Here is a 23678-nt window from a genome sequence, read left to right on the forward strand (position 1 = left end):
TTACTTGTATTTGTCTGCATCATGATGGTGCGCATTCTTGATCCTGCAAAGTTGGTTTGAACAGACGTCGTGCTGCAAAATGTAAAAGTACCCAATCCACACTAACCCGACAGACCCAAGCAAAGGCCGCGCCAATTAAACCAAATTGTTTGGTTAGCAGCACTAGCAACGCCATATAAAAAAACAATTCAAATATATGGAACAGTGCGGTCGTCTTGGTATTTCCTGTTGCGTGCAGCAGGGTATATGGTACTACAGCGATGCCGTTAATAAAGGTGCCAAATACTAAAACTACCGTAATTGGAAACGCTTTTTGTGCAAACTCCGGCGAAATCCACCATGAGAAGCCAGGATAGGCGACCAGTAAAGTTAACAGACATAGTCCTGCCATAATTTTGACCATACGGCGTAAATTGGTGGAGTAAGACTGATGTAAGTCTGTGCGAGAAGCGATGGTGGCAAATACAGGCATTAAAGCCCCACAAATCGCAATCGGAATCATTAACAAGCGCATCAAACCTTCTTGCGGAATCGCATATTCCGATAACTTATCCGCACCAACTAAAGCGCTAACAAAAAAACGATCACCATAGACCATGAGCGGGCTAACTATGCCCGTCACCGTAACCCAAAAACCATAAGAGACTAATTGACGGATTTGTAGCTTTATACCGCCCAAATTTTGTTTGACCTCGACTAGTTTATTGCGGATAAACAGATAATGTTTTAGCTGTATCGCGCCATAAATAACGGTGACAAATCTAGCGAGCACCAGATAAATGGTGATTTTCCATAGGCTGTTTCCATGCAACATGATCGATAAAGCAGGCAGAATAAACATACAAAATCCTAAAAAGATTTTGTTGATGTTCGATTCTTTGAATTGTCCCAAACCCTCAAGTGCACCACGCATGCCGCTGGTAAGTGTTGCGGGTATGACACCTAAGGCAGTGATTTGTAAAGCAAGCTTGGTTTCGTGTTGCCAGGCAGGTGTAATTTTTAACCAATCATGTGCCAACGGATAGGCGAAACCCATAATCAATAAAAAGCCTAATATTCCGGTGACTGCGGTGAGTAATAGCCCAGCATTTAAAATAGTATGAATCGCGTATCGGCGCTGATCTAAAGTCGCATCTAGCATCGCTGTTTGTAAGCGACTTACTTCATAAGTTAAGGCGCGTCCTGCACCAAAGTCAAAGAAATTGAAATAACCGATCAATGCCCATATTAAAGTGAGCACACCAAATCCTTCAGCCCCTAATTCCTTCAAGGTGTAAGGAATGCAGACCGCAGCCGCAAGCAAGGGCGAGCCACTGCCAATCAGGTTCCAGATGGTGTTTTTCTTGAGCGACATACTAGACGTTAGCGTCCGCTAATTTTAATGACGCCATATTTTGCAGACAGCTTTGTAAAGCCAGATCCCAATTTTGAATGTCAATACCAAAATTCTGGCTTAACTTAGTTTTATCAAGACAGGAGTTTTGTGGTCTTTGTGCTGGGGTAGGGTAAGCTGAACTCGGTATTCCTTGTATCGTTGGCAGAGGTGCGTTTAACAGACCAAGTTGCGCTGCATGCGTCACGATATGCTGACTAAATTCACACCAATTAGTAAATCCGCTTGGTGTTAAGTGATAGATGCCTTGATGAGCTTGCCACCATGTTGCTGGCGTCTCTGCTTGTTGCAATTGCAGAAGAATTTGTTTGACTGCATTACTCAAAAACAAAGTCGAACTTGGTGTTCCCCATTGATCGTTAACGATATTGAGTTCGGTTTTTTCTTTCGCTAAACGTAAAATTGTCAGCAAAAAGTTTTTGCCGAAATCGGAATACACCCAACTGGTGCGAAAAATTAAATGCGCGCATCCGCTATTTACAACTGCTTGTTCGCCGGCCAATTTACTAGCGCCATAAACATTGAGGGGGGCGCAAATATCCTCTTCGGAATAGGGAATACGCTCACCATTGGCTGTTCCTTTACTTCCATCAAACACATAGTCAGTCGAAAAATGGATTAAGCCTATGCCAAGGCGCTTCGCTTCTTGTGCCAAAATGTCTGGTGCTTCCGCATTGATGGAATAAGCCAGTTCACTTTCTCTTTCCGCCTGATCGACCGCCGTATAGGCGGCAGGATGAATGATTAAATCTGGCTTGCATTGTTGAATATAGGGGGCAATCGATGCAAGATCAGACAGATCCAACTCCGCGCGCTGTGGCGTAATGAGCTCGCCAAAGTCGCTCAAGGCTTTTGCCAAACTACGACCGAGCTGACCACTGGTTCCCGTCAACAATATCCTCATGCGAAAACCTCAGCGTCAGCCAATAATTTACCTAGCTGATCTTTACCCGACAAGGATGGACTTCCATTGACGATACCACCTAGCGGCCAATTGATCGCCAATGCTGGATCATTCCATAGCAGGCAACGCTCATGTTCCGGCGCCCAATAGTCTGTCGTTTTATAAAGAAATTCGGCATATTCACTGGTGACGATAAAACCATGCGCAAAGCCTGGTGGAATCCACATTTGACGAGAATTGCTTGCGGATAAGACAGCCGAAGTCCATTTGCCAAAATTTGGCGAGCTGCGACGTACATCAACTGCAACGTCGAATACTTCGCCGGCAATCACGCGCACCAATTTACCTTGTGCTTGTTGAATCTGGTAATGCAATCCACGTAGAACACCTTTTGCAGAACGGGAATGATTATCTTGTACAAATTCGGTGTTCACACCAGTACGAGCGGCAAAAGTTTTTGCATTAAAACTTTCATAAAAAAAGCCGCGTTCGTCCCCAAATACTTTGGGTTCTAAAATCAAGACTTCGGGTAAATCAGTTTGAATAATATTCATGGCAAGTGTTTCGCGGATCTTTAAAAGCTTTTGTGATTCAGCAGGCGCAATAAGTATTGGCCGTATTCATTTTTCTTCAAGGGCTGGGCTAAATCTTCTAATTGGCTTGGGCTGATGTAGCCTTTACGGAAGGCAATTTCTTCAGGACAAGCGACTTTTAAGCCCTGACGTTTTTCTATTGTCGCGATAAATTGACCCGCTTCCAATAAGGAATCGTGCGTGCCAGTATCTAGCCACGCCATACCGCGACCCATCAATTCAACTTTGAGTTGGCCTTGCTGTAAATAGACGTTATTCACATCGGTGATCTCTAATTCACCGCGCGCTGATGGTTTGATATTTGCCGCGATATCGCAGATTTGCTGATCGTAAAAATACAGACCAGTCACTGCGTAATTGGATTTGGGTTTGAGTGGTTTTTCTTCTATGCTCAAGGCATTACGTTGATCGTCAAAATCCACCACACCGTAGCGTTCAGGATCATGCACGTGGTAAGCAAAGACGGTAGCGCCTTCTTGATTGTTATCCGCACTACGCAGCATCGCTTCAAACTCATGACCATAGTAAATATTGTCACCCAAAATTAAGGCAGACGGCGAGTTGCCGACAAATTCTTTGCCAATAATGAAGGCCTGCGCCAAGCCATCAGGTGAAGGTTGCACAGCATAACTGAGGTTGATGCCCCACTGCGAACCATCGCCGAGTAATTCTTGAAAACGTGGCGTATCTTGCGGCGTCGAGATGATGAGAATGTCGCGCATACCGGCTAGCATCAAGGATGTCAGCGGATAATAAATCATTGGTTTATCGTAAATCGGTAGCAATTGCTTCGATACTGATTTCGTCACTGGATACAAGCGAGTACCGGAACCGCCAGCCAGAATAATGCCTTTGCGTTGAATTTGTGCCATGTTTTTCTCTTGTTTTCTTATGAATTTTTTTATGTGAATTAAGTTTTATCTTGATACTGCAAACTCACCCAGTTTTTATATTCACCAGATAAAACTTGTTCAGTCCACGCATCGTTTGCTAAGTACCAGCTAACCGTCTTGCGTAAACCTGTTTCAAAAGATTCAGCGGGCTTCCAGCCTAGTTCACGTTCAATCTTACGCGCATCAATCGCATAGCGTTTATCGTGTCCAGGCCGATCTCTGACGTGGCGAATCTGATCCCGGTAACTGCCATTTGCTTTTGGTTGCAACTCATCTAAAAGGTCACAAATGCTGTGAACGACATTCAGATTGGTCTTTTCATTCCAGCCGCCGATGTTATAGGTTTCGCCCGGACGGCCAGCCTCTAAAACCCGACGTATCGCCGCACAATGATCACTGACATAGAGCCAGTCACGTACTTGACTACCATCGCCGTAGATAGGCAGATCTTTACCAGCACGTGCATTGGTGATTACTAAAGGAATGAGTTTTTCTGGGAAGTGCAGGGAACCATAATTATTTGAACAATTCGTGGTCAGCGTAGGCAGGCCATAAGTATGGTGATAAGCGCGCACTAAATGATCGGAAGCTGCTTTGGATGCCGAATAAGGGCTATTCGGTGCATAAGGCGTGGTCTCGGTGAAAGGCGGATCATTGGCCTCTAAGCTGCCATAAACTTCATCAGTAGAAACATGCAGAAAACGGAAGGCGTTTTTTTCTGGTTCAGGAAGTGCCTGCCAGTAAGCGCGGACTGACTCTAGTAGGCTAAATGTCCCATTGACATTGGTTTCGATAAACGCCGCAGGTCCATGAATCGAGCGGTCAACATGGCTTTCTGCAGCAAAATGCACGACTGCTCTTGGTTGGTGTTCTTGTAATAATTGGTTCAGAACGTCGCGATCACTGATATCTGCATGAACAAAAATATGGCGAGCATCATTTTTTAAGCTGGCGAGATTATTTAAATTGCCTGCATAGGTCAGCTTATCAACATTGATAACAGCTTCATCGTTTTTCGCTAGCCAATCTAAAACAAAATTTGCGCCTATGAAGCCAGCGCCACCAGTGACTAAAATCATGCCGAAATCCAATCTTGTTGATGTGAGAACTTACGTAAAATAGATGCTAGCGTTGTTGCTGCCACCTCTCAGTACAATCGTACTGTTATTGGCGACGTACCTCAGACCAAGGTATTCGAGGCCAGACTCTAGCTAGTGCATTTCGCGTAAGTCTTCATGTTATTCATGAAAGTCCGCAATTTTACGCCACTTGACCTGAAATTCGGCGCAGTCCTTGGGCTTTTTTGTCCTAAAAGTAATTAAGTGTGTTGTCTGTTGGTAATTTTTTGTCGCTGGTTTTGGCGCAGATCACGCGGCTCCCTATTTTTTAGTTAAAAAAAATCCACTTTCACTCTTGAATTGTGCAATACCCACCTCATTTGTATGGGCAATGCTTGATTTTTATGGAGATTGTTAATGCAAGAGCAAGATAAACCAGTAGAAAATACTGAAACAATAGCAACTTCAATTGATGTTGAAGCCCTACAAGCAGCTGCTGCACAAAATCAGGTCGAGCCTGAAGTGGTGATTGAACCTGGTGTATCAGCTGAAACTTTGGCGCAATTAGAAGCCAAAGTGTTGGAGCTGCAAGATGCTTTTATGCGTGCTAAAGCCGAAGGTGAAAATATTCGTCGCCGCGCTCAAGAAGATATCTCAAAGGCACACAAATTTGCGATTGAAAGTTTTGCCGAGTCTTTGGTGCCAGTCAAAGATAGTTTGGAAATGGGCTTGAAAGTCGAAACGCAAACAGTGGAATCGATTAAAGAAGGCGTAGAAATGACGCTTAAGCAATTAAATGCTGCGTTTGAAAAGAATCGCCTGTTAGAGGTAAATCCTCAGCAGGGCGATAAACTGGATCCAAGCAAGCACCAAGCGGTTTCTATGGTGCCAGCTGAGCAAGAAGCAAACACTATTGTGACTGTTTTGCAAAAAGGTTACACAATTGCAGATCGCTTGTTGCGTCCGGCTTTGGTTACTGTGGCGCAGCCAAAGTAAGAAATTCATGGCAAAAGGCGAGTAAAACGCACAAAAGTACAAAGAAACTGCGAAAAAAGCCTTGAAAATGCGGTTTTTTGCCATACATCAGAAATAGACGAGCGCAATGTGTCATGAAGTAAAGACTGTAATTCTTTGCAGTCTCAAATTAGCGTTCACCAAGTTTAAAAATATAATTTTTTAGGATAGGGAAATATCATGGGAAAAATGATCGGTATTGATTTAGGTACAACCAACTCTTGCGTCGCAGTGATGGAGAATGGCCAACCAAAAGTGATCGAAAACGTAGAAGGCGCGCGCACCACGCCATCGATCATCGCTTATCAAGAAGATGGCGAGATCCTCGTCGGTGCTTCTGCTAAACGTCAGGCTGTCACGAATCCAAAAAACACTTTGTACGCTGTTAAGCGTTTGATCGGTCGTAAGTTCGACGAAAAAGAAGTGCAAAAAGATATTTCTTTGATGCCTTACACCATTTCTAAAGCAGACAACGGCGATGCATGGGTTTCTGTACGCGACAAGAAATTGGCCCCGCCACAAATTTCCGCTGAAGTTTTGCGCAAAATGAAAAAGACGGCTGAGGATTACCTCGGTGAAGAAGTAACAGAAGCGGTTATTACTGTTCCTGCTTATTTCAATGATGCACAACGTCAAGCGACTAAAGATGCCGGTCGTATCGCTGGTTTGGACGTCAAACGTATCATCAACGAACCAACCGCCGCGGCTTTGGCTTTCGGTTTAGATAAAAAAGAAAAAGGCGATCGCAAGATTGCAGTCTACGATTTGGGTGGCGGTACTTTCGACGTATCTATCATTGAAATCGCTGACGTTGATGGCGAAATGCAATTTGAAGTTTTGTCCACCAACGGCGATACATTCTTAGGCGGTGAAGATTTCGATCAACGTATCATCGACTACATCATCGACGAATTCAAAAAGATCAATGGCCTGGATTTGTCCAAAGATCCTATCGCTTTGCAACGTATTAAAGCCTCTGCAGAGCGCGCGAAAATTGAATTGTCTAGCTCACAGCAAACAGAAATCAATGAGCCATATATCGCGATGGCAAATGGCGCACCAGTGCATTTGAATTTGAAAATTACACGTGCTAAGTTGGAAGCTTTGGTTGAAGAATTGATCCAGAAGACCATGGAACCATGCCGCATGGCGATTAAAGATGCAGGCGTAAAAACCTCTGACATCGATGACATCATCTTGGTTGGTGGCATGACACGTATGCCTAAGGTTCAAGAATTGGTCAAAGAATTCTTTGGCAAAGAACCACGTAAAGACGTGAATCCGGATGAAGCGGTTGCAGTTGGTGCAGCGATTCAAGGTTCCGTATTGTCTGGCGACCGTAAAGACGTCTTGTTGTTGGACGTAACACCTTTGTCTTTGGGTATCGAGACTTTGGGCGGCGTGATGACGAAGATGATTCAAAAGAATACGACAATTCCAACCAAATTCAGCCAAGTGTTCTCGACTGCGGATGATAATCAACCAGCGGTAACGATTAAGGTTTACCAAGGTGAGCGCGAAATCGCAGCACGTAACAAAGGTTTGGGCGAATTCAATCTGGAAGGTATTCCACCAGCATCACGTGGCACACCACAAATTGAAGTGACTTTCGACATCGATGCGAATGGTATTTTGCATGTAGGCGCAAAAGACAAAGCGACTGGTAAAGAAAACAAAATCACTATTAAGGCAAACTCTGGTTTGACTGAAGAAGAAATTCAAAAAATGGTGAAAGACGCTGAATTGAATGCGGAAGAAGATCAAAAAGTCAAAGAATTGGCTGAATCCCGCAATCAAGGCGATGCATTGGTTCACTCAACCAAGAAAGCTTTGGCTGAGCATGGCGATAAGTTAGATGCTGGCGAAAAAGAGAAGATTGAAGCAGCGATCAAAGAGTTGGAAGATGTCTTGAAATCTGGCGACAAAGCAGAGATCGACACCAAGCTCGGTAACTTGTCGACTGCATCTCAAAAGTTAGGTGAAAAAGTGTACGCCGATATGCAAGCACAACAAGCCGCTGCTGGCGGTGCAGCAGGTGCTGCCCCAGGTGCAGATGCGAAACCACAAGATGATGACGTGGTCGATGCTGACTTTAAAGAAGTGAAAGACGCTAAGTAATACGGTCGTAAAAAAAGCAAACCTCTCAACACAGAGGCACAGAGATACAGAGTTGCACAGAGAAAGGCATAGTCTTACTCTTGTTTTTCTCTAAAAACTCTGTGCCTCGGTGTTGAGAGGTTTTGTTGTGAGATGAATCTAGGGTCTGTTGACCTATGTTTTAGGCAAGCGAATGCGCGCAAATGCGCACAGGGCTAGGCGCAAGCTGCGCGGCAGTGTGAACACTGTGAGCAGATTGCAACAACGGCATGTGCGCATTTGAGCCATTCCCGAAGGGTTCAATTCAAAACGCACGATGGACAGCGTTGCATCTCTTGCTGGGGCAGCCAGCCGCAGCAGCGAGATGCGCCTTGCCATCCCGCGTTTTGATTTGAACGCTTGCCCAAAACACAGGTCAACAGACCCTAACTAAAACAAGGTGTAATCGAGATGGCGAAGCGTGATTTTTACGAAATTCTGGGTGTTGCGAAAAACGCCTCAGAAGATGAAATCAAAAAGGCTTATCGCAAGCTGGCGATGAAATATCATCCGGATCGCAATCCGGACAGTAAGACTGCGGAAGAAAAATTTAAAGAAGGCAAAGAAGCCTACGAAATGCTGTCTGACCCGCAAAAGCGCGAAGCTTATGATCGCTACGGTCATGCTGGTGTTGATCCTAATATGGGTGGCGGCGGAGGTGGTGGCGGTGCAGGTTTTGCCGATGCCTTTGGTGATATTTTTGGTGATATTTTTGGTGGTGGTCGTGGCCGCAGCTCTGGTCCACAAGTGTATCGTGGTGCCGACTTGCGTTACAACTTGGAAATCACTTTAGAGCAAGCAGCGAACGGTTTTGATACCACGATCCGTGTGCCTAGTTATGACGGTTGCGATACTTGTCATGGTTCTGGTGCTAAACCCGGTACTTCACCTGTCACTTGTACCACGTGCGGCGGGCATGGTCAGGTGCGTATGCAACAAGGTCTGTTCAGTATTCAGCAAACCTGTCCTAAGTGTCATGGCACAGGCAAGATGATTACCGACCCATGTAATCCATGTAATGGTACTGGTCGTATCAAGCGCAATAAAACGCTGGAAGTGAAGATTCCTGCTGGTATTGATAACGGCATGCGTATTCGTTCGTCCGGCAATGGTGAACCTGGAATTAACGGTGGTCCTCCGGGGGATTTGTATGTGGAAATTCATATCAAACCACATCAGGTATTCCAACGCGAAGGTGATGATTTACATTGTGAAATTCCAATTTCCTTTGTTAAAGCGGCCTTAGGTGGCGATATCGAAGTGCCGACTTTGAGTGGTAAAGCCAGTTTCACGATTCCTGAAGGTACACAATCGGGTAAGACTTTCCGTTTGCGTAGCAAAGGCGTGAAGGGCGTACGTTCTGGTTATGCTGGCGATTTGTTCTGTCACGTTGTGATAGAGACGCCAGTAAAATTAACTGAGAAGCAAAAAGACTTGCTACGTAGCTTTGAACAACTGACCACAGAAGGTGGTTCTAAGCACAGTCCACAGAGTAAATCGTGGATGGAAAAAGTGAAAAAGTTTTTTGAGTAAGATGTCTCATGAATGAAGAGAAAAGCGCAGATAATTCTTTATCAGCGCTTTTTTTTCGAGTCAGTCATTTTAAGACCTTGATTTCGTAGGGATAAATTCGATGAGACATTCTAAAAAAGGTAAAATGTCGTTGGTGAAAATAGCAAAGGAGCAATATGAGAGAAGTCATACGCGGAAGCGTCACCCCTGATCAGTTATTTGAAAATAATCGCGAGTGGGCTGCGGAGATACTCAGTCGGGACGCTAATTTTTTCAAAAAACTCGCTGAACAACAAAGTCCAGAATATCTGTGGATAGGTTGCGCTGACAGCAGGGTTCCTGCTAATGAATTATTGGGCTTATTGCCCGGTGAGTTGTTCGTTCATCGCAATATCGCTAATTTGGTTGTACATTCCGATTTGAATTGCCTGTCGGTGTTGCAATTTGCGGTGGATGTTTTAAAAGTGAAACACGTCATTGTTTGCGGTCATTATGGCTGCGGTGGTGTGCATGCTGCATTGACAGGACGCCGTGTAGGCTTAGCCGATAACTGGCTACGCCATGTCCAAGATGTACATCAAAAACATGAGAAATATCTGGGCGAAGTCTTACCAGAAAAAGAACGTGTTGATCGACTATGCGAATTGAATGTGATTGAGCAAGTCGTGAATGTATGTCAAACCACGATCATCCAAGATGCTTGGGAACGTGGTCAGTCAGTAGAAGTTCATGGTTGGGTGTATGGTATTCAAGATGGCTTATTGAATGAACTGGGGATGTCGATTAATTCCCCACAAATGTTGGCACCGCATTTGGAACGTAGTTTGGCGCGATATCAATAGTCCGAAATATTGGCACGATACGCGTTTATAAGTGTGCACATCAAGTATGTGTTTAAACGCGAAAACCCTGTGACGAAGTGCGCTAAATAAGCTCAAAAATATTTCGCAAATAGAGGACAATTACGGACTTCGTAATTGTCCTCTAACTCATGAAATCCCATACAAATCTCTCTCGTATCAATGGTCTTGATACGCTACGCGCCTGTGCGATTCTATTCGTCTTGATGTATCACTACATGGTCTTCGTCAGTCACGAACCCAGTTTCGGATTTCTCAGTGAAATCGGTTGGGTTGGTGTGGATTTGTTCTTCGTTTTAAGTGGCTACCTGATTGGTAATCAGATTTTTGCTGGTTTAAAAAGTGAATATGGGTTTTCGCTCAAGACTTTTTACATCCGAAGAGCACTGCGTACACTGCCGAATTTTTATGTGGTGCTGGCAATCTATTTTCTGTTTCCAGTCGAGGCGGGCGGCAACGCGGTCACGCCGCTTTGGAAGTTTTTAAGCTTCACGCAAAATTTCGATCTAAAGCCAGGTTCAGCGTTTTCACATGCTTGGTCACTCAGCATCGAAGAACAGTTTTACGTGGTGCTGCCATTGGTGGCGATCCTCACGCTTACTTACCTAAAGTCTATTCGGGTGATGTGGATAGTGTTGTTGAGCGCGATGGCAGGCGCTGCTTGTATGCGTTATTTAATGTGGCGAAATGTCGGTGATGACTTTACCCAGTATTACGTCCACATCTACTATTCCACTTGGTGTCGATTTGATGAACTGTTACCCGGCGTTGCGCTGGCAATGCTGAAGAATTTCCATCCGCAAATATGGGCGCGGACTCTCAAACATGGCCACTTGAGTTTGCTAGGCGGCGCAATCTTGTCCGGTTTCGCCATGTATCTGTTCACTTTTTATAGCTACGTGAACGGACAAGGTTTTTTGTGGTTCACCACGACCTTTGGCTATAGCTTATTGGCCGCCGGATTTGCCTTGTTGACCTTGGCAGGACTTAGTCCTAATTCGTATTTATATCGTTGGCGTATTCCTGGGGCATCGGTCTTGGCTTTGTGGTCTTATGCCCTATATTTGGTACATAAGCCTCTCATGAACGCCTTGATTCGCCCATTTGAAGCTTGGGATGTTTCGGTTAAATCTTGGATGGGGATAGGCGGCATGTTCGCTTTAAGTCTGCTGGCAACTTATGTCTTATATCGTGTGGTCGAAACACCCTTCATGCAACTACGTGATCGCTATTTCCCATACAAGTGAAAACAATTTGTACCGCTAGGTACGGTGATTTGACCCGAATTCGCTAGGAAAGCATTCCTAACGATCTGGAATACTAGAGGGCTTGATTCTCTCTAGTGTTTTTTGTATGTCCTATAGCGTTGTCTGGTTCAAGCGTGATTTACGTTTGTATGATCATGCGGCTCTGGTTGAGGCCGCATCACGTGGGCCTGTGCTTTGTTTGTATGTGGTTGAGCCAGCATTGTGGTTGCAGCCAGATGCAGCGCGTCAACACTTCGAATTCATTTTAGAAAGTCTGCGTGAACTTTATCTTTCGTTGAAACAGCACGGTGGTCGTTTGCATGTCGTCACAGGCGATGTATTAGAAGTATTAACACGCATATACGATCAAGCGCCTTTTCAATGTTTGTGCGCGCATGAAGAAACGGGTAATGATTGGACTTATCAACGTGACCTGGCTGTAGCGCGGTGGTGTCAGGCACATCAGGTCAATTACTTAGAGTTTCGCCAGTTTGGTGTGGTGCGCCGATTGGCAGATCGCGATCATTGGAAGGCAAGTTGGGATGCGCATGTTGAGCAGCTATGTTTGCCTATTCCACCGCATATGCAATTTGTTGAGATGCATTGGCAAGATGCATTACCGCCGTCGGCAAGCCGATTACAGTTGATGCAGCCCGATCCACCACGAAGACAAGTTGGTGGGCGACAGGCAGGTCTGGCGCTGCTATCGTCATTTCTATATGAGCGTAGCGCTTATTATCGCGGTGGAATTTCATCGCCTTTATCTGCACCAGATGCTTGCTCACGTCTATCGCCGTATTTGACATTTGGATGCTTGAGCCTGCGCGAAATCGTACATGCAACTGTGCAGCGCATGGAACAATTGCATGACGATCCCTTGGCCTCAAAAGACCCATCAGCGACGCGGATGAAGCAAGGCTTGAATGCCTTTGTCAGCCGTTTGTACTGGCATTGTCACTTTATACAAAAACTGGAATCTGAACCGGAAATTGAAACTCAAAACATGCATCGCGGTTACGATGGTATGCGTGAACATGATTGGAACGAAGCACATTTCCAAGCATTCATACACGGTCGCACCGGTTGGCCTATGGTGGATGCCTGTATCGCGATGTTACGTGAAACCGGTTGGATCAATTTTCGTATGCGCGCAATGTTGGTGTCGGTCGCCTCATATCCGCTATGGCTACACTGGCGCCAAGTAGGTAATTGGTTGGCGACCCAGTTTTTAGATTATGAACCCGGCATTCATTGGAGCCAGATGCAAATGCAAGCTGGCACCACAGGCATCAATGTACCGCGTGTTTATAATCCGATTAAGCAAGCACATGACCATGATCCTAAAGGCATATTTGTGCGACGCTGGTTGCCTGCCATGCGCAAGGTGCCAGATTTGTTTTTGTTTGAACCGTGGACTATGTCAAGCGATGTGCAGCTTGCATGCGGAATTGAATTGGGGCGAGACATTCCCATTCCTTTAGTTGATCTTGATGCCGCGACACGTGAGGCGAAAGCGAAATTATTCGCTGTGCGTGGACAATCGGAAGTTAAAGCAGCTAAGTCGGCGGTGGTGAGGAAGCATGGGTCAAGGAGTTCACGTGGTACAAAGCGAAGCAAAAATGATGCGAAAAAATCGAAACCGCAAGAACCGCAAGAACCGCATTCAAGCAACGATATCAATGAGGCGTCACAACTAGGTTTCGATTTTTAATATGGTGCTTCAAAAATCTCGATTCTTTTGATCATTAGATTTAAACCGCTTCACCTCAGCACCACGCAAAGCCTGATGTTTAGTCTTGCGACCTGTCACCCGCGTACGCCACATTTTGAAGCTTGATGCTTTCATGGCGCTACGCATCAGCCGGATTACGGCACTTTCATCTAAGCCGAATTGGCGTTGAATGGCGTCGAAAGAGGTGCGGTCTTCCCACGCCATTTGTATTACTCTATCGATAGTTGCTTGATCGATTTGTTGCATAGCGATTTATGCTTTCTTCGCCCATGCCATGCACCAGCCTTTAGCCGCAACTTGTTTGCCACCTAAGGCTGCGCAGTTCGCCCACGGATCGGTTGGTTTGCCCTGATAGAGCATACAGTTGGCGCAATTTTTTCCGGCTGCGTAAGCGGGAAACTTTTTTGTGTCGACTTTAGTTGCATCGTGTTTGTAACCAAGTGCAGCTGAGCCAGGAGCGTTTTCATCGACACGGTTTGCTTGTGCACTTGCTTGCAATGCTGCGCCCAAACCTAAGGCCGCAGGAATGGTTTGAAGCAAGAATTGACGGCGTGATTTCATGATGATTTCCTTCTCGTTGAAGTTTGCATAAAGTGTGATCGGTGCGTTGTGGTGAAAGTTACTTTGTATCTTTGATGCGTTTTAGTGGGCTAGGACTTAGTGGACTTTGATTTGTTGGCCAGGCTTACGCCAAAGTGGTCGGCATTTCAAAAAGACGCGATACATAGCATTCAAGATTGCCAGCATCCGAGGGCGTTCCAGATAGGGAGTGATCCATTTTAGTGCTGGCAATTGTCGCCACATAAGGATGAATGCAGCGGCGCCAGATACTAACATTTCATTTTCATCGCGGGCGTGCAATTCGCGGAGAGCTTGCGTTCGATCAAGCTGAGTTCCCAAATCCTCTTCAGCACAGCGACTGACATCAATCCACTGAATTTTGTCTGCGCCGCGCCACGATTGATAAGTCGCGATTTCTTTTGAGCATAAAGGGCAGGCACCATCAAAATAGATCGTACAGACCGATGTTGTATCGCCGCGTTTGATGGTCATGTCATTTCTCATAGGCTTAGGTTTTCTTATTGCACTGACTTTCACGATGCTTGATAGCTTAGTCCAAAACCAAAATGACGTCCAATAAGTGAACCGTAAAAACTTGTGATATTATGGTTTTATTCGGTTCAATATCGGTTCTTAATGATCTGTCCAAAGATACATCTCGGTTTTTTACGATGAATACGCTACGAAAGTGAGCTAAGTATGAATAATGAAATGATGAATAATGAAATACGGAAATCCTCTGCCAACGATACGAATGCCACGTACCGCAGTGGCGCGGCGGCGCGATTGTCTGGTGTTCCTGTGGAGACTTTGCGCGTATGGGAACGGCGCTACGGTGTCACTGACCCAACGCGTTCTGAACGTGGGCAACGTCAGTATTCATTTGAAGATGTACGTCGTCTTGGGTTAATTAAGCAATTGGTTGATGCAGGTAATTCTATTGGTGCGGTAGCGCATCTTGATTTACAGCAGTTGCTGGCGATGCTGAGTGCGGTTGCAAATTTGCCTGCTGCACAATCACAAGTGCAAGTCAGTAACGGCTTGTTGAGGATTGTATTAGTTGGCGTGATGTTGCGCCAGTCTTTGATTAATTTGAATCCAGAACAAAGCAAATTGAGCTTGGTTCAAACGGCCTTTAATCTCAAACAGGCACCGCTACAATTAAAAGATGTCAAAGTCGATGTCATGGTGATTGAACAAGGTGAATTGACTGCACCAGAAGAACAAATTCCGCTGCTGAGCATTGCGCAGCAAGCATGTCAGGCGACCGCGGTGTTGGTTTTGTATCGTTTCGCATCAAGTGATGCCATTCGTCAATTACGATTGGCAGGATTTCACGTTGCGCGGATTCCTGCTGATATGTTAGAGATTGATCATTTGTGTCGAGTCGCCATGGCACGTGCTTTAACGCTCGCAGAGCAGCAGGGACGAATCGGGCGTATGAAGAAAAGCCCGATTAAATCCAGCGAAACAGCACGTGGCAAACGCAATAATTTAATTCCAGCACGATTGCTCGATGATGATAACTTGATGCATATCGCAAAGTTTGCAACCAGTATTCATTGTGAATGCCCAAGACATTTGGTGGATTTATTGCAGATGTTAAGCAGCTTTGAGCGTTACAGCGCGCAATGCGAAAACCGAAATGAAGACGATGCAAGTTTGCATCGCGATTTGCACCACACCGCAGCCCATGCGCGTTCTTCGCTAGAGCAGGCGCTCGTCAGAGTGGCGCAGGCTGAAGGCATACAGTATTGAGATGGCATCTTTCACGAAGCCCACGCCATGAAGATGCGTAAAAAATCCGATCTGCCGAGTAAGATTTGCGGAGTCTGTCGCTTGCCGTTTACTTGGCGTAAGAAATGGGAAAAGGATTGGGAAGCCGTCAAATATTGCTCTGAGCGTTGTCGTCGTGCGCGAGTTTCGGCATCAGAAAAATCCTTATGAAAAAGCTGATTATTTATTGGTTTCGGAACGATCTTCGATTGGAAGACAATCCTGCCTTAAATCACGCTTGCGCTTTGGCAGAAAAAATTGGCGCTGAACTGTTGACAGTGTTTTGTCACAGTGCAGCCTATGGCGCATTGCGTTCTACTTCAACAAAATGGGGTTTCGCGCGTATCTCCGCGCATAGGCAACAATTCTTGCGCGATTGCTTATTAGATCTTCGTCATCAATTACAGCGGTATGAATGTGATTTGCTAGAACTCGACGGCGACCTGAGTGCGCAAACTGATTTGTGGACGTATTTATTACAGCGTTATGCATTAGAAGCGATCATCTGCGAAGAGATTGCTGCTCCTGAAGAAATCGCGCAGGTGGATTCTTTGCGCGTATTGCATTTGCCAGTGCATACGATGTGGCAATCAACGATGTATGCACCAGCGGCGTTCGATTTTACCTCGGCGCAGATGCCGGATCAATTCACGACATTCAGACATAAAATTGAGAAGGGTGCTTATGCGATACGCCAGCCTGTGTCGTGTGCAATCTCAAAAACATTTGTTTTACATGATTCGAATTTGCAGAAGTTTGCAGCAATACCAGATGCGAATTTGGTCGACTATCTTAGTTATTTAATCGGTGATGAGCGCTCCTCATTTCCGTATTGGATGACAGAATTTCGCGGCGGCAGTCAGGCAGCACTGCAGCACCTGTCGCATTATTTTTCTACAGACCTAGCGCATCATTACAAGCAAACGCGTAATCAACTGCACGGCACCAGATTTTCTACCAAATTTTCCCCGTGGTTAGCCAGTGGCGCTTTATCCGCACCACAAATTGTGGCTGCTCTACGTCAATTTGAAGATGAGCATGGCAAGAGCGATAGCAGTTATTGGATATGGTTTGAATTGCTGTGGCGCGATTATTTTCGCTTCTTACATGTTAAGTATGCTGTGCAACTTTATCGTGCCAATGGTTTAAGCAAAACACCGGTAACTTTGCCTGAATTTAATCCACAACAATTCCAAGCTTGGACACAATCTCAAACTGGCGAGCCATTGATTGATGCGGCGATGCGTGAACTCATCGTTACTGGCTACTTATCAAATCGTCTGCGACAACAAGTGCTGAGTTATTGGCTACATGAATTGAGCGGCGATTGGCGCGTGGCGGCGGCATGGTTTGAATCGCAATTGCTAGATTACGATGTCTACAGCAATCAGGGCAATTGCTTGTACTTGGCAGGATTAGGTACCGACCCACGTGGCTATTTGGGCGGGCGTTGGTTTGATCCGCAAAAGCAGGCGAAACAACATGATCCTGACGGCTCCTATCGTCGGCTTTGGAATGCACTCTAAGAATACTATGACAAATGCTAAGCAAAAGACGCAGACCTTGCGCTTGATTTTGGGCGACCAACTCAACGCACAACATAGTTGGTTTCAACATCAGCAAGACGATGTGTTGTACGTGATGATGGAAGTAAGGCAGGAGACAGATTATGTATTGCATCACGCACAAAAAATTATCGTCATATTCGCAGCGATGCGCGAGTTCGCACGGCGTTTGCAAATAGCTGGACATCGTGTGCATTATCTGACGATTGATGATCCCGATAATCTACATGCGATTCCAGCGAATATAGAAAAATTGGCGGCGACTTATGAAGCGAAAGAGTTTCAATATCAAGCACCGGATGAATATCGTTTAGACCAGCAATTGCATGAATTTGCGCAGAACACTTCTTTGCATTGTCATATGTTTGATAGTGAACATTTTTTTACACAAAGGGACGAGGCTGCCAAGATTTTTGACGGGCGTAAGAAGTGGCTGATGGAACATTTTTATCGGCAAATGCGAGTGAAACATCGAATCTTGATGTCTGATCAGGAACCAGCCGGTGGTGCCTGGAACTTTGATCACGATAATCGAAAAGCCTGGCCCGGATTGCCGTGGGAGCCAGAAGATTTTCGACCGCGCCATGATCATAGTGCGCTGTGGGCGACGATACAAAATGCTGATGTGAAAAGCTTCGGCAATCCTAATGTGAATGCATTTGCATGGCCTTTGCACAGAGACGAAGCATTGCAGCAATTGCAGGCTTTCATTCGTTTAGCCTTGCCACACTTTGGTGATTTTCAAGATGCCATGAGTAGCAAAGCTTGGCGTTTGTTTCACTCGCTGTTGTCGTTTGCTTTAAACGTCAAGATGATTAGTCCACGCGAAGTCGTGGAAGCAGTCGAAGCAGCCTGGGTGCGCGGCGATGTACCAATTGCAGCGGCTGAAGGCTACATCCGGCAGATCCTCGGTTGGCGTGAATATGTGCGTGGTGTGTATTGGCATTTCATGCCTGACTACGCGCAAGAAAATGTGTTTGATCATCAAACTGAATTACCCGCGTGGTTTTGGACAGGCAAGACCAAGATGCGATGTCTAGCGCATTCGGTAGGGCAATCTTTAGAGCAAGCGCACGCACATCACATTCAACGCTTGATGGTGATAGGGAATTTTTCACTGCTTGCTGGCCTGCATCCACAGCGTGTGCATGAATGGTATCTCGGTGTGTATATCGACGCGTTTGAGTGGGTGGAATTGCCGAATACTTTGGGCATGAGTCAATATGCAGACGGTGGTGTGTTGGCGACCAAGCCTTACGTATCAAGTGCGGCTTACATAGATCGCATGAGTGACTATTGCAAAGGCTGCCACTACGATAAAAAACAACGTACGACAGAGAATGCCTGTCCATTCAATGCGCTGTATTGGGACTTCTTTTCGCGCAATGAAAAACAATTGTCGAACAATCCCCGGATCGGCATGGTGTATCCGCAGTTGCGCAAGATGAGTGTGGAAGCACGCCATGATTTATCTGAGCGCGCTAATTATTTGCGTGAGAATTTAGACGAATTGTGAGCGAATATGAATCGACAAAATCAAGAGCAGTCGACTGAAGCTGGCAAGCTGATTAAGTTAAATCCCAAAAAACTTCTACTGACTAAATGGACGGCAGTAGAGATCGTCGCTAAGCAAAAACATTTCTTGGTGAGTCGCATAGTGCAGCCAGACGATCTGAATGCACCGATCATCGAGATAGAGATTGAAGCGGTTTATTCAGGAAATAAGCGAATTATCTTGTGGCGTGAGTTGCAAGATAGTTCGCGTTGGAAGCAGGGATGGGTGTGATGTTTGGAAATTTGAAGTACTGGTGCAACCCGCGCCGCCAAACCGCCGTGCAAGCTTTATGGAATTTGTGCTGTTAACTCCTTCCCCTTCAAGGGGAAGGTTGGGATGGGGATGGGGTTTGGTCGAAAACTTGCGGTTTGTTCGGGGAAAGAAAACCCATCCCCACCCTAGCCCTCCCCTTGAAGGGGAGGGAATCTGATGCACATTCCAACTGAAATTTCACATATCGATAAAAGGTCTACACCATGCAATTACATTCTTTCCCAGAAGGTTTCCGAGCATGCGTAATCGGTGCAAGCGGTGCCATCGGCGCAGCATTTGTCGAAGCACTACAAAATGATCCTCATTGTGCAAGTGTGGTCGCGTTACATAGAAACTCAACTCCTGCAATCGACTTAACAGACGAGAGTAGTATTGAAGCAGCGGCAGAGCAAATTAAATCAAAAGGCCCATTCCATCTCATCATCCATGCCGCAGGCATTTTGCATCAGCAAGACTTCATGCCCGAGAAAAAATTGGGTGACTTGAATATGGCGCAAATGCAAACCACCTTTATGGTGAATACCTTTGGCCCCGCAATCGTGCTGCGTCATTTTTCCAAATTGCTCGATAAACAGCGTGGCGTATTTGCTTTGCTCTCTGCAAAAGTTGGCAGCATAGAAGACAACAGGCTAGGCGGGTGGTATAGCTATCGCGCATCGAAAGCGGCATTGAATATGATGATTAAGACTGCAGCGATAGAAATCAAGCGCACCCAGCCAAATGCGATTGTAATCGCGATGCATCCTGGCACGGTGACTTCTGCGCTGTCGCAACCTTTCCGCGGCGCAGAGATTGGCAGACGCGCAACGCAAGCAGCAAATGAGATGTTGGAAGTGATCGATCAATTGCAAGCCGAAGATAGTGCTAGTTTTGTCAGCTACAAAGGAGAGCGCTTGCCATGGTAAATGTTGCACTGAAAAGTTAGAATGCGATGAATGTGATTACTCCTATGTTGTAAAACTTCAGATCAAGAAAGTGAACTAGCGCATGCTGAAACTGAATATAAGTCTTTGGACTAAACGATGCCTGTCGTTGGCACTGATACAGCTTTTGCTGGCCTGCGCTGCGATTGATCCGAATCATATACTTACCCGTCGTATTGGTAATGATGCACCTGCTGCAGGCCTTGCTCTCGACATTGATACAAAACAGCGTGCTTATGATTTTGTGTGGAATCGTGTGAATGAGGCTTATGTCGATCCCAATCTGAATGGTGTTGATTGGAAAAAAGTTGGCGCAGAACATCAGCCAAAAATATTGAGTGCACCAAGCGATGAGGCTTTTTGGAAAAGCTTGGACAAAATGGTGGGTGAATTAGGTGATGCGCATACACGCGTGCTTTCGGCAAAACAGTACGCTTATGACAAGGAGAAACGCGCTTACACCATAGGCTTAGGCGTCGCTGATTTGCAGGGTGAATTGATTGTGACGGGCGTCGGGATTGACTCGCCAGCAGAGAAAGCAGGAATTGTAAAAGGGAACCGACTGCTAAAAATTGAAGGCATGGATGCCAATGATTGGTGGCGCTTGCAACTGAGTAAAGCACGTAAAAACTCTTCTGAGCGAGCGCAAACGAAGTCAGTTAAACGAATACTGAATAGTGGTGATTTAGACGCGCCCTCAGATAGTATTGCATTAGAAATTGAACGCAATGATGGTACGTCTTTCGAAGTGACATTGCAGCGCGCAGAATTACCGCGCAAAGATAGCTTGAACGGCAAAATCTTGGATGAGCAAATTGGCTATCTTCGCATGAGTAGTTTTGATGCAAGCTTGGGCAAAGAAATTGAAAAAAATTACGATAAAGTACGTGCAGCAAAAGGTTTGATCATCGACTTACGCGGCAACGGCGGTGGCTCATTGGGCGTTTCGCTAGCGATGATGAACCAACTGGTGCAAGGCACAGTCCCGATTGGTAAGCGAATTACGCGCAGTGGAAAACCGCCTGCGTTATTTTTTGGATTAATTAGTACTGGTAAATTAGAGCTAGAGCTACGTGGTGTGAAGAACCCTTATCTTGGTCCAGTTGTGGTGTTAGTCGATGGCGACAGCGCCAGTGCTAGCGAATTTCTTGCCAGCAGTTTGCAAGGCATAGGCCGCGCCAAAGTCTTGGGTGAAACGAGTTGCGGTTGCTTGCTCGGTTATATGGGCTACGCCAATGTACCAGGTGGCGGTGCCTTAGCCTATAGTGAAATTGACTTTGCGCCAGTCAACGGCAAGCGTATTGAGCGCGTGGGCGTGATTCCCGATCAGCAAGTGAGTTTGAGTAAAGCGGATTTACGTGCGAATAAAGATGCTGGAATTGAAGCTGCTGTGCAGACTTTGAAAAACATGCAGCAAGATAGTGTGGTGAAACTGGCTAACTCTGCTGAATTGAATTTGCAGAACTAGCCTGAGCTAATTTAAGTGCCTTGATAAAAAATTATCCGTCTAATTTTTTAGTTCAGTATTTTGATGCTGGTTGAACCCAATACCATACTTGAAAATTCAATGGCCTTTTCGGTAATCTTATATTCATAAGGAGGATCAACCGACGTTTGACCTACCAGATCGCCATTTAATTTATACAGCCTACACTCAAGCTCTCCTAGCTCCAATATGTGCTGGCCAAATAATTCCCAGCTCCAAAATAGCATTGGGTAGTTACAGTGTTTAATGATTTTATTAATTGGGTCAACAACTGCGGAAACACTGCCACCGCCTAGAAATAGTAGCTGACTATTTTCTTCCCAATGAATGCAAAGACTTGCCTCATCAGAAAAGTGCGACCATAAAAATAGTATTTCTATGGTTTTTCCGTTTAGTTGAATTGAAATCCTAGACTTCCTATTTGTCGATCCGCATTCAGATACTATCAAGTCTGCATTCGAATCTTGCGTTTCAGATAGTATAGTGTGAACAGTGATTTTCGACGAACTGTATGATATTTCTGTTTTCATGATTATGTCTAAATAGAAATCAATCCTCAAAACTCGCCAAATTTTCACGCCTGCGATTCACCACTAAACGCGTTACATCCGGCCGCGAATAATGTCCAGTGACATCAAAATTCTGCCGCTCACGTCGAACCTGATTTCTATCCAATGTAGCGATCAACAAACATTCCTGATCAATCACAGGTTCAATAATCCAGCTACCATCCGGCGCAGCGATGCAAGAACCGCCATTCGCTAACATATCAGGGCAACGTGCCAAAATTTTATCCAGATGCGGCGTATCAGCCGGAATATCTTGTTTGCGCATCAGACCCGACACCGCAATACTAAAACTACGGCCTTCCTTCGCAATAAAGCGCGTCAAATCCTCAGTATTACGCAGATTGCCAGGCCAAATTCCCACATGTAAATCTTCGCCTTGTGCATACAAAGCAGCACGCGACAAAGGCATCCAGTTTTCCCAGCAGTTCAAACCACCCACGGTAAAGCCATCCAAGGCATGCGTACGCAAACCATGACCATCACCAGCAGCCCAAGTCAGGCGTTCTTCGTAGGTCGGCATCAGTTTGCGATGCACAGAACCAATCACGCCATCCGCACCGATATACACGCAAGAGCAATACACACTATAACCAGTGCGATCTTTCGGGCGTTCCAAACAACCAAGCATGACAGCGATCTGATGCGTCTTCGCCGCCTCGCAAATACTATCCAAGTCACCCGCTTCAATATCCACACCTTGCTGCACATAAAAAGCATGCAAATCCTTTTGCACATCATCATTAAAACGCGCACCATCGGTCAGATCTAACCAGAATGGATAGCCCGGTAATAAGGTCTCACCAAAACAAACTAGTCGCGCATTTTGCTTTCCTGCTTGTTGAATGTAATCGATGATCTTGGCAGTCGTGGCCACGCGGTTTAGCCAGACTGGGGCGATTTGGGCTAGGGCGACGGTGATATGGTCTTGGTTGATTGTTGACATGGAATTTTCTAAGTTCTAAGTGGCGGATTATTCGTTTTTAGCTTACTAATTGGTGAGGCTAGTTTTCATAGCCAGCTTCGCGTTGATGCCGTATTCCAAGAATCAGAACAGCATCTTCAAATTCTTCAAAACTATATAAACCGATATAGCCGGTATTACCTCGCGAGATTACTAATTCACGCAGTTCATCTTTGATAGGTCGGCCAATCAGCGGATGATGTTCAAGTAGCAAAATGGCTTCTTGAATTAAATCTAAAGTTGATAAAGCAATGGCGGGATCGTAATCGAATAAAAAATCGACGAGTCGTTCGAGATCATTCAGCGCTTGTTGCGAGTAAATTATGCGCGCCATGGTTTCGCTGCGAGCTTGCTTGGCTTGGATACCTTTTCCTTTTTTTCTGCATTTATTTTTTTACTGATGCGCTTGCGCAAATGTGCATGAACATCAGCTGCGGCAAATCCTAATCCTGATTGTAGTGTTGCTGCACGAGCCGCTTGCGCGTCAGCGATAAAAGCCGCTTGCTTTTCTGCCGCAAGCGTCGCTTTACGAATCGCCTCGACCATAAAAGCATGTGGCGTAATGCCTAAGTCTAGCGCTGCCGCATTGGCTTTTTGCTTGATATCGTCTGGTAGTTTGATTGAGGTTGTGGACATGATTATTTACCTTCTTTGAAAATACCTGGTG

Annotated in this window: 25 protein-coding genes; 13 read left to right on the plus strand and 12 right to left on the minus strand. The window is 45.6% G+C overall.

Annotation, left to right across the window (positions count from 1 at the left end; genetic code table 11):
- Positions 1 to 19 precede the first annotated feature (19 nt).
- Genes H8K33_RS01005 through rfbB form a run of 5 tightly spaced genes read right to left on the minus strand, consistent with a single transcriptional unit; the run spans position 20 to position 4862 of the window.
- Positions 20 to 1354 carry a flippase gene (locus H8K33_RS01005; protein WP_186889124.1) on the minus strand — a complete coding sequence of 445 codons (1335 nt, stop codon included), beginning with the start codon at positions 1352 to 1354 and terminating at the stop codon, positions 20 to 22.
- A 1-nt stretch (position 1355) separates the two neighbouring features.
- The gene (gene rfbD, locus H8K33_RS01010) at positions 1356 to 2297 is read right to left on the minus strand and encodes a dTDP-4-dehydrorhamnose reductase (RefSeq protein ID WP_186889125.1); all 942 of its coding nucleotides are present in this window, start codon (positions 2295 to 2297) and stop codon (positions 1356 to 1358) included.
- The gene (gene rfbC, locus H8K33_RS01015) at positions 2294 to 2851 is read right to left on the minus strand and encodes a dTDP-4-dehydrorhamnose 3,5-epimerase (RefSeq protein WP_186889126.1); all 558 of its coding nucleotides are present in this window, start codon (positions 2849 to 2851) and stop codon (positions 2294 to 2296) included. The genes rfbD and rfbC overlap by 4 nt, the downstream gene beginning before the upstream one ends.
- 20 nt (positions 2852 to 2871) lie before the next feature.
- Complete coding sequence (gene rfbA / locus H8K33_RS01020; RefSeq protein ID WP_186889127.1) at positions 2872 to 3762, minus strand: glucose-1-phosphate thymidylyltransferase RfbA; 891 nt, start codon at positions 3760 to 3762, stop codon at positions 2872 to 2874.
- 38 nt (positions 3763 to 3800) lie between these two features.
- On the minus strand, positions 3801 to 4862 hold the full coding sequence (gene rfbB / locus H8K33_RS01025; protein ID WP_186889128.1) for a dTDP-glucose 4,6-dehydratase: 1062 nt from the start codon (positions 4860 to 4862) through the stop codon (positions 3801 to 3803).
- Positions 4863 to 5258: 396 nt separating this feature from the next.
- On the opposite strand from rfbB, the gene grpE reads away from it, so the two are divergent.
- From grpE to H8K33_RS01055, 6 genes are all read left to right on the plus strand, one after another.
- On the plus strand, positions 5259 to 5837 hold the full coding sequence (gene grpE, locus H8K33_RS01030) for a nucleotide exchange factor GrpE (protein WP_186889129.1): 579 nt from the start codon (positions 5259 to 5261) through the stop codon (positions 5835 to 5837).
- 198 nt (positions 5838 to 6035) lie between these two features.
- On the plus strand, positions 6036 to 7973 hold the full coding sequence (gene dnaK, locus H8K33_RS01035; protein WP_186889130.1) for a molecular chaperone DnaK: 1938 nt from the start codon (positions 6036 to 6038) through the stop codon (positions 7971 to 7973).
- Positions 7974 to 8402: 429 nt separating this feature from the next.
- Positions 8403 to 9524, plus strand: a complete 1122-nt coding sequence (gene dnaJ, locus H8K33_RS01040) for a molecular chaperone DnaJ (RefSeq protein WP_186889131.1) — start codon at positions 8403 to 8405, stop codon at positions 9522 to 9524.
- A gap of 155 nt (positions 9525 to 9679) precedes the next feature.
- The gene (can, locus tag H8K33_RS01045; protein ID WP_186889132.1) at positions 9680 to 10345 is read left to right on the plus strand and encodes a carbonate dehydratase; all 666 of its coding nucleotides are present in this window, start codon (positions 9680 to 9682) and stop codon (positions 10343 to 10345) included.
- Between the two features lie 149 nt (positions 10346 to 10494).
- A complete protein-coding gene (locus tag H8K33_RS01050) occupies positions 10495 to 11610 on the plus strand; it encodes an acyltransferase family protein (protein WP_186889133.1) in 1116 nt (371 codons plus the stop codon).
- A gap of 106 nt (positions 11611 to 11716) precedes the next feature.
- Positions 11717 to 13321, plus strand: a complete 1605-nt coding sequence (locus tag H8K33_RS01055) for an FAD-binding domain-containing protein (RefSeq protein WP_186889134.1) — start codon at positions 11717 to 11719, stop codon at positions 13319 to 13321.
- Positions 13322 to 13330: 9 nt separating this feature from the next.
- Here the strand turns inward: H8K33_RS01055 and H8K33_RS01060 are convergent, their stop codons facing one another.
- From H8K33_RS01060 to H8K33_RS01070, 3 genes are all read right to left on the minus strand, one after another.
- Complete coding sequence (locus tag H8K33_RS01060) at positions 13331 to 13588, minus strand: TIGR03643 family protein (protein WP_186889135.1); 258 nt, start codon at positions 13586 to 13588, stop codon at positions 13331 to 13333.
- Positions 13589 to 13594: 6 nt separating this feature from the next.
- The gene (locus H8K33_RS01065) at positions 13595 to 13906 is read right to left on the minus strand and encodes a high-potential iron-sulfur protein (RefSeq protein ID WP_186889730.1); all 312 of its coding nucleotides are present in this window, start codon (positions 13904 to 13906) and stop codon (positions 13595 to 13597) included.
- Between the two features lie 93 nt (positions 13907 to 13999).
- Positions 14000 to 14395 (minus strand): thiol-disulfide oxidoreductase DCC family protein, encoded by a 396-nt coding sequence (locus H8K33_RS01070; protein WP_186889136.1) that lies wholly within the window; start codon positions 14393 to 14395, stop codon positions 14000 to 14002.
- 219 nt (positions 14396 to 14614) lie between these two features.
- Here H8K33_RS01070 and H8K33_RS01075 point away from each other — a divergent pair, with 219 nt between their 5' ends.
- The 7 genes from H8K33_RS01075 to H8K33_RS01105 all read left to right on the plus strand — a co-directional run bounded on the left by H8K33_RS01075 (position 14615) and on the right by H8K33_RS01105 (position 21463).
- Positions 14615 to 15661: a MerR family transcriptional regulator gene (locus tag H8K33_RS01075; RefSeq protein ID WP_222613239.1), complete on the plus strand. Its 1047-nt coding sequence runs from the start codon at positions 14615 to 14617 to the stop codon at positions 15659 to 15661.
- 27 nt (positions 15662 to 15688) lie between these two features.
- Positions 15689 to 15850 (plus strand): DUF2256 domain-containing protein, encoded by a 162-nt coding sequence (locus H8K33_RS01080; protein ID WP_222613240.1) that lies wholly within the window; start codon positions 15689 to 15691, stop codon positions 15848 to 15850.
- Positions 15847 to 17205, plus strand: a complete 1359-nt coding sequence (locus H8K33_RS01085; RefSeq protein ID WP_186889138.1) for a DASH family cryptochrome — start codon at positions 15847 to 15849, stop codon at positions 17203 to 17205. Before H8K33_RS01080 ends, H8K33_RS01085 begins: the two co-directional genes overlap by 4 nt.
- Before the next feature lie 7 nt (positions 17206 to 17212).
- Complete coding sequence (locus tag H8K33_RS01090; protein ID WP_186889139.1) at positions 17213 to 18760, plus strand: cryptochrome/photolyase family protein; 1548 nt, start codon at positions 17213 to 17215, stop codon at positions 18758 to 18760.
- Positions 18761 to 18766: 6 nt separating this feature from the next.
- On the plus strand, positions 18767 to 19030 hold the full coding sequence (locus tag H8K33_RS01095) for a TIGR02450 family Trp-rich protein (protein WP_246443215.1): 264 nt from the start codon (positions 18767 to 18769) through the stop codon (positions 19028 to 19030).
- Positions 19031 to 19275: 245 nt separating this feature from the next.
- The gene (locus tag H8K33_RS01100) at positions 19276 to 19977 is read left to right on the plus strand and encodes an SDR family NAD(P)-dependent oxidoreductase (protein ID WP_186889140.1); all 702 of its coding nucleotides are present in this window, start codon (positions 19276 to 19278) and stop codon (positions 19975 to 19977) included.
- Positions 19978 to 20059: 82 nt separating this feature from the next.
- Positions 20060 to 21463: a S41 family peptidase gene (locus tag H8K33_RS01105; protein ID WP_186889141.1), complete on the plus strand. Its 1404-nt coding sequence runs from the start codon at positions 20060 to 20062 to the stop codon at positions 21461 to 21463.
- A gap of 47 nt (positions 21464 to 21510) precedes the next feature.
- On the opposite strand, the gene H8K33_RS01110 is transcribed toward H8K33_RS01105, so the two are convergent.
- The 4 genes from H8K33_RS01110 to H8K33_RS01125 are packed head-to-tail and all read right to left on the minus strand — an operon-like array spanning position 21511 to position 23647.
- Positions 21511 to 22011 carry a hypothetical protein gene (locus H8K33_RS01110; RefSeq protein WP_186889142.1) on the minus strand — a complete coding sequence of 167 codons (501 nt, stop codon included), beginning with the start codon at positions 22009 to 22011 and terminating at the stop codon, positions 21511 to 21513.
- Positions 22012 to 22030: 19 nt separating this feature from the next.
- Complete coding sequence (locus H8K33_RS01115) at positions 22031 to 22993, minus strand: carbon-nitrogen hydrolase family protein (RefSeq protein ID WP_186889143.1); 963 nt, start codon at positions 22991 to 22993, stop codon at positions 22031 to 22033.
- Positions 22994 to 23051: 58 nt separating this feature from the next.
- Positions 23052 to 23345 carry a type II toxin-antitoxin system RelE/ParE family toxin gene (locus H8K33_RS01120; protein ID WP_186889144.1) on the minus strand — a complete coding sequence of 98 codons (294 nt, stop codon included), beginning with the start codon at positions 23343 to 23345 and terminating at the stop codon, positions 23052 to 23054.
- Entirely contained in the window at positions 23333 to 23647 is a 315-nt protein-coding gene (locus H8K33_RS01125) for a hypothetical protein (protein WP_186889145.1), read from the minus strand. Before H8K33_RS01125 ends, H8K33_RS01120 begins: the two co-directional genes overlap by 13 nt.
- Between the last annotated feature and the right edge of the window lie 31 nt (positions 23648 to 23678).

Origin of the sequence: Affinundibacterium amnicola (assembly GCF_014284275.1) — a bacterium.
Taxonomy (GTDB): Bacteria; Pseudomonadota; Gammaproteobacteria; order Burkholderiales; family Burkholderiaceae_D; genus Undibacterium; species Undibacterium amnicola.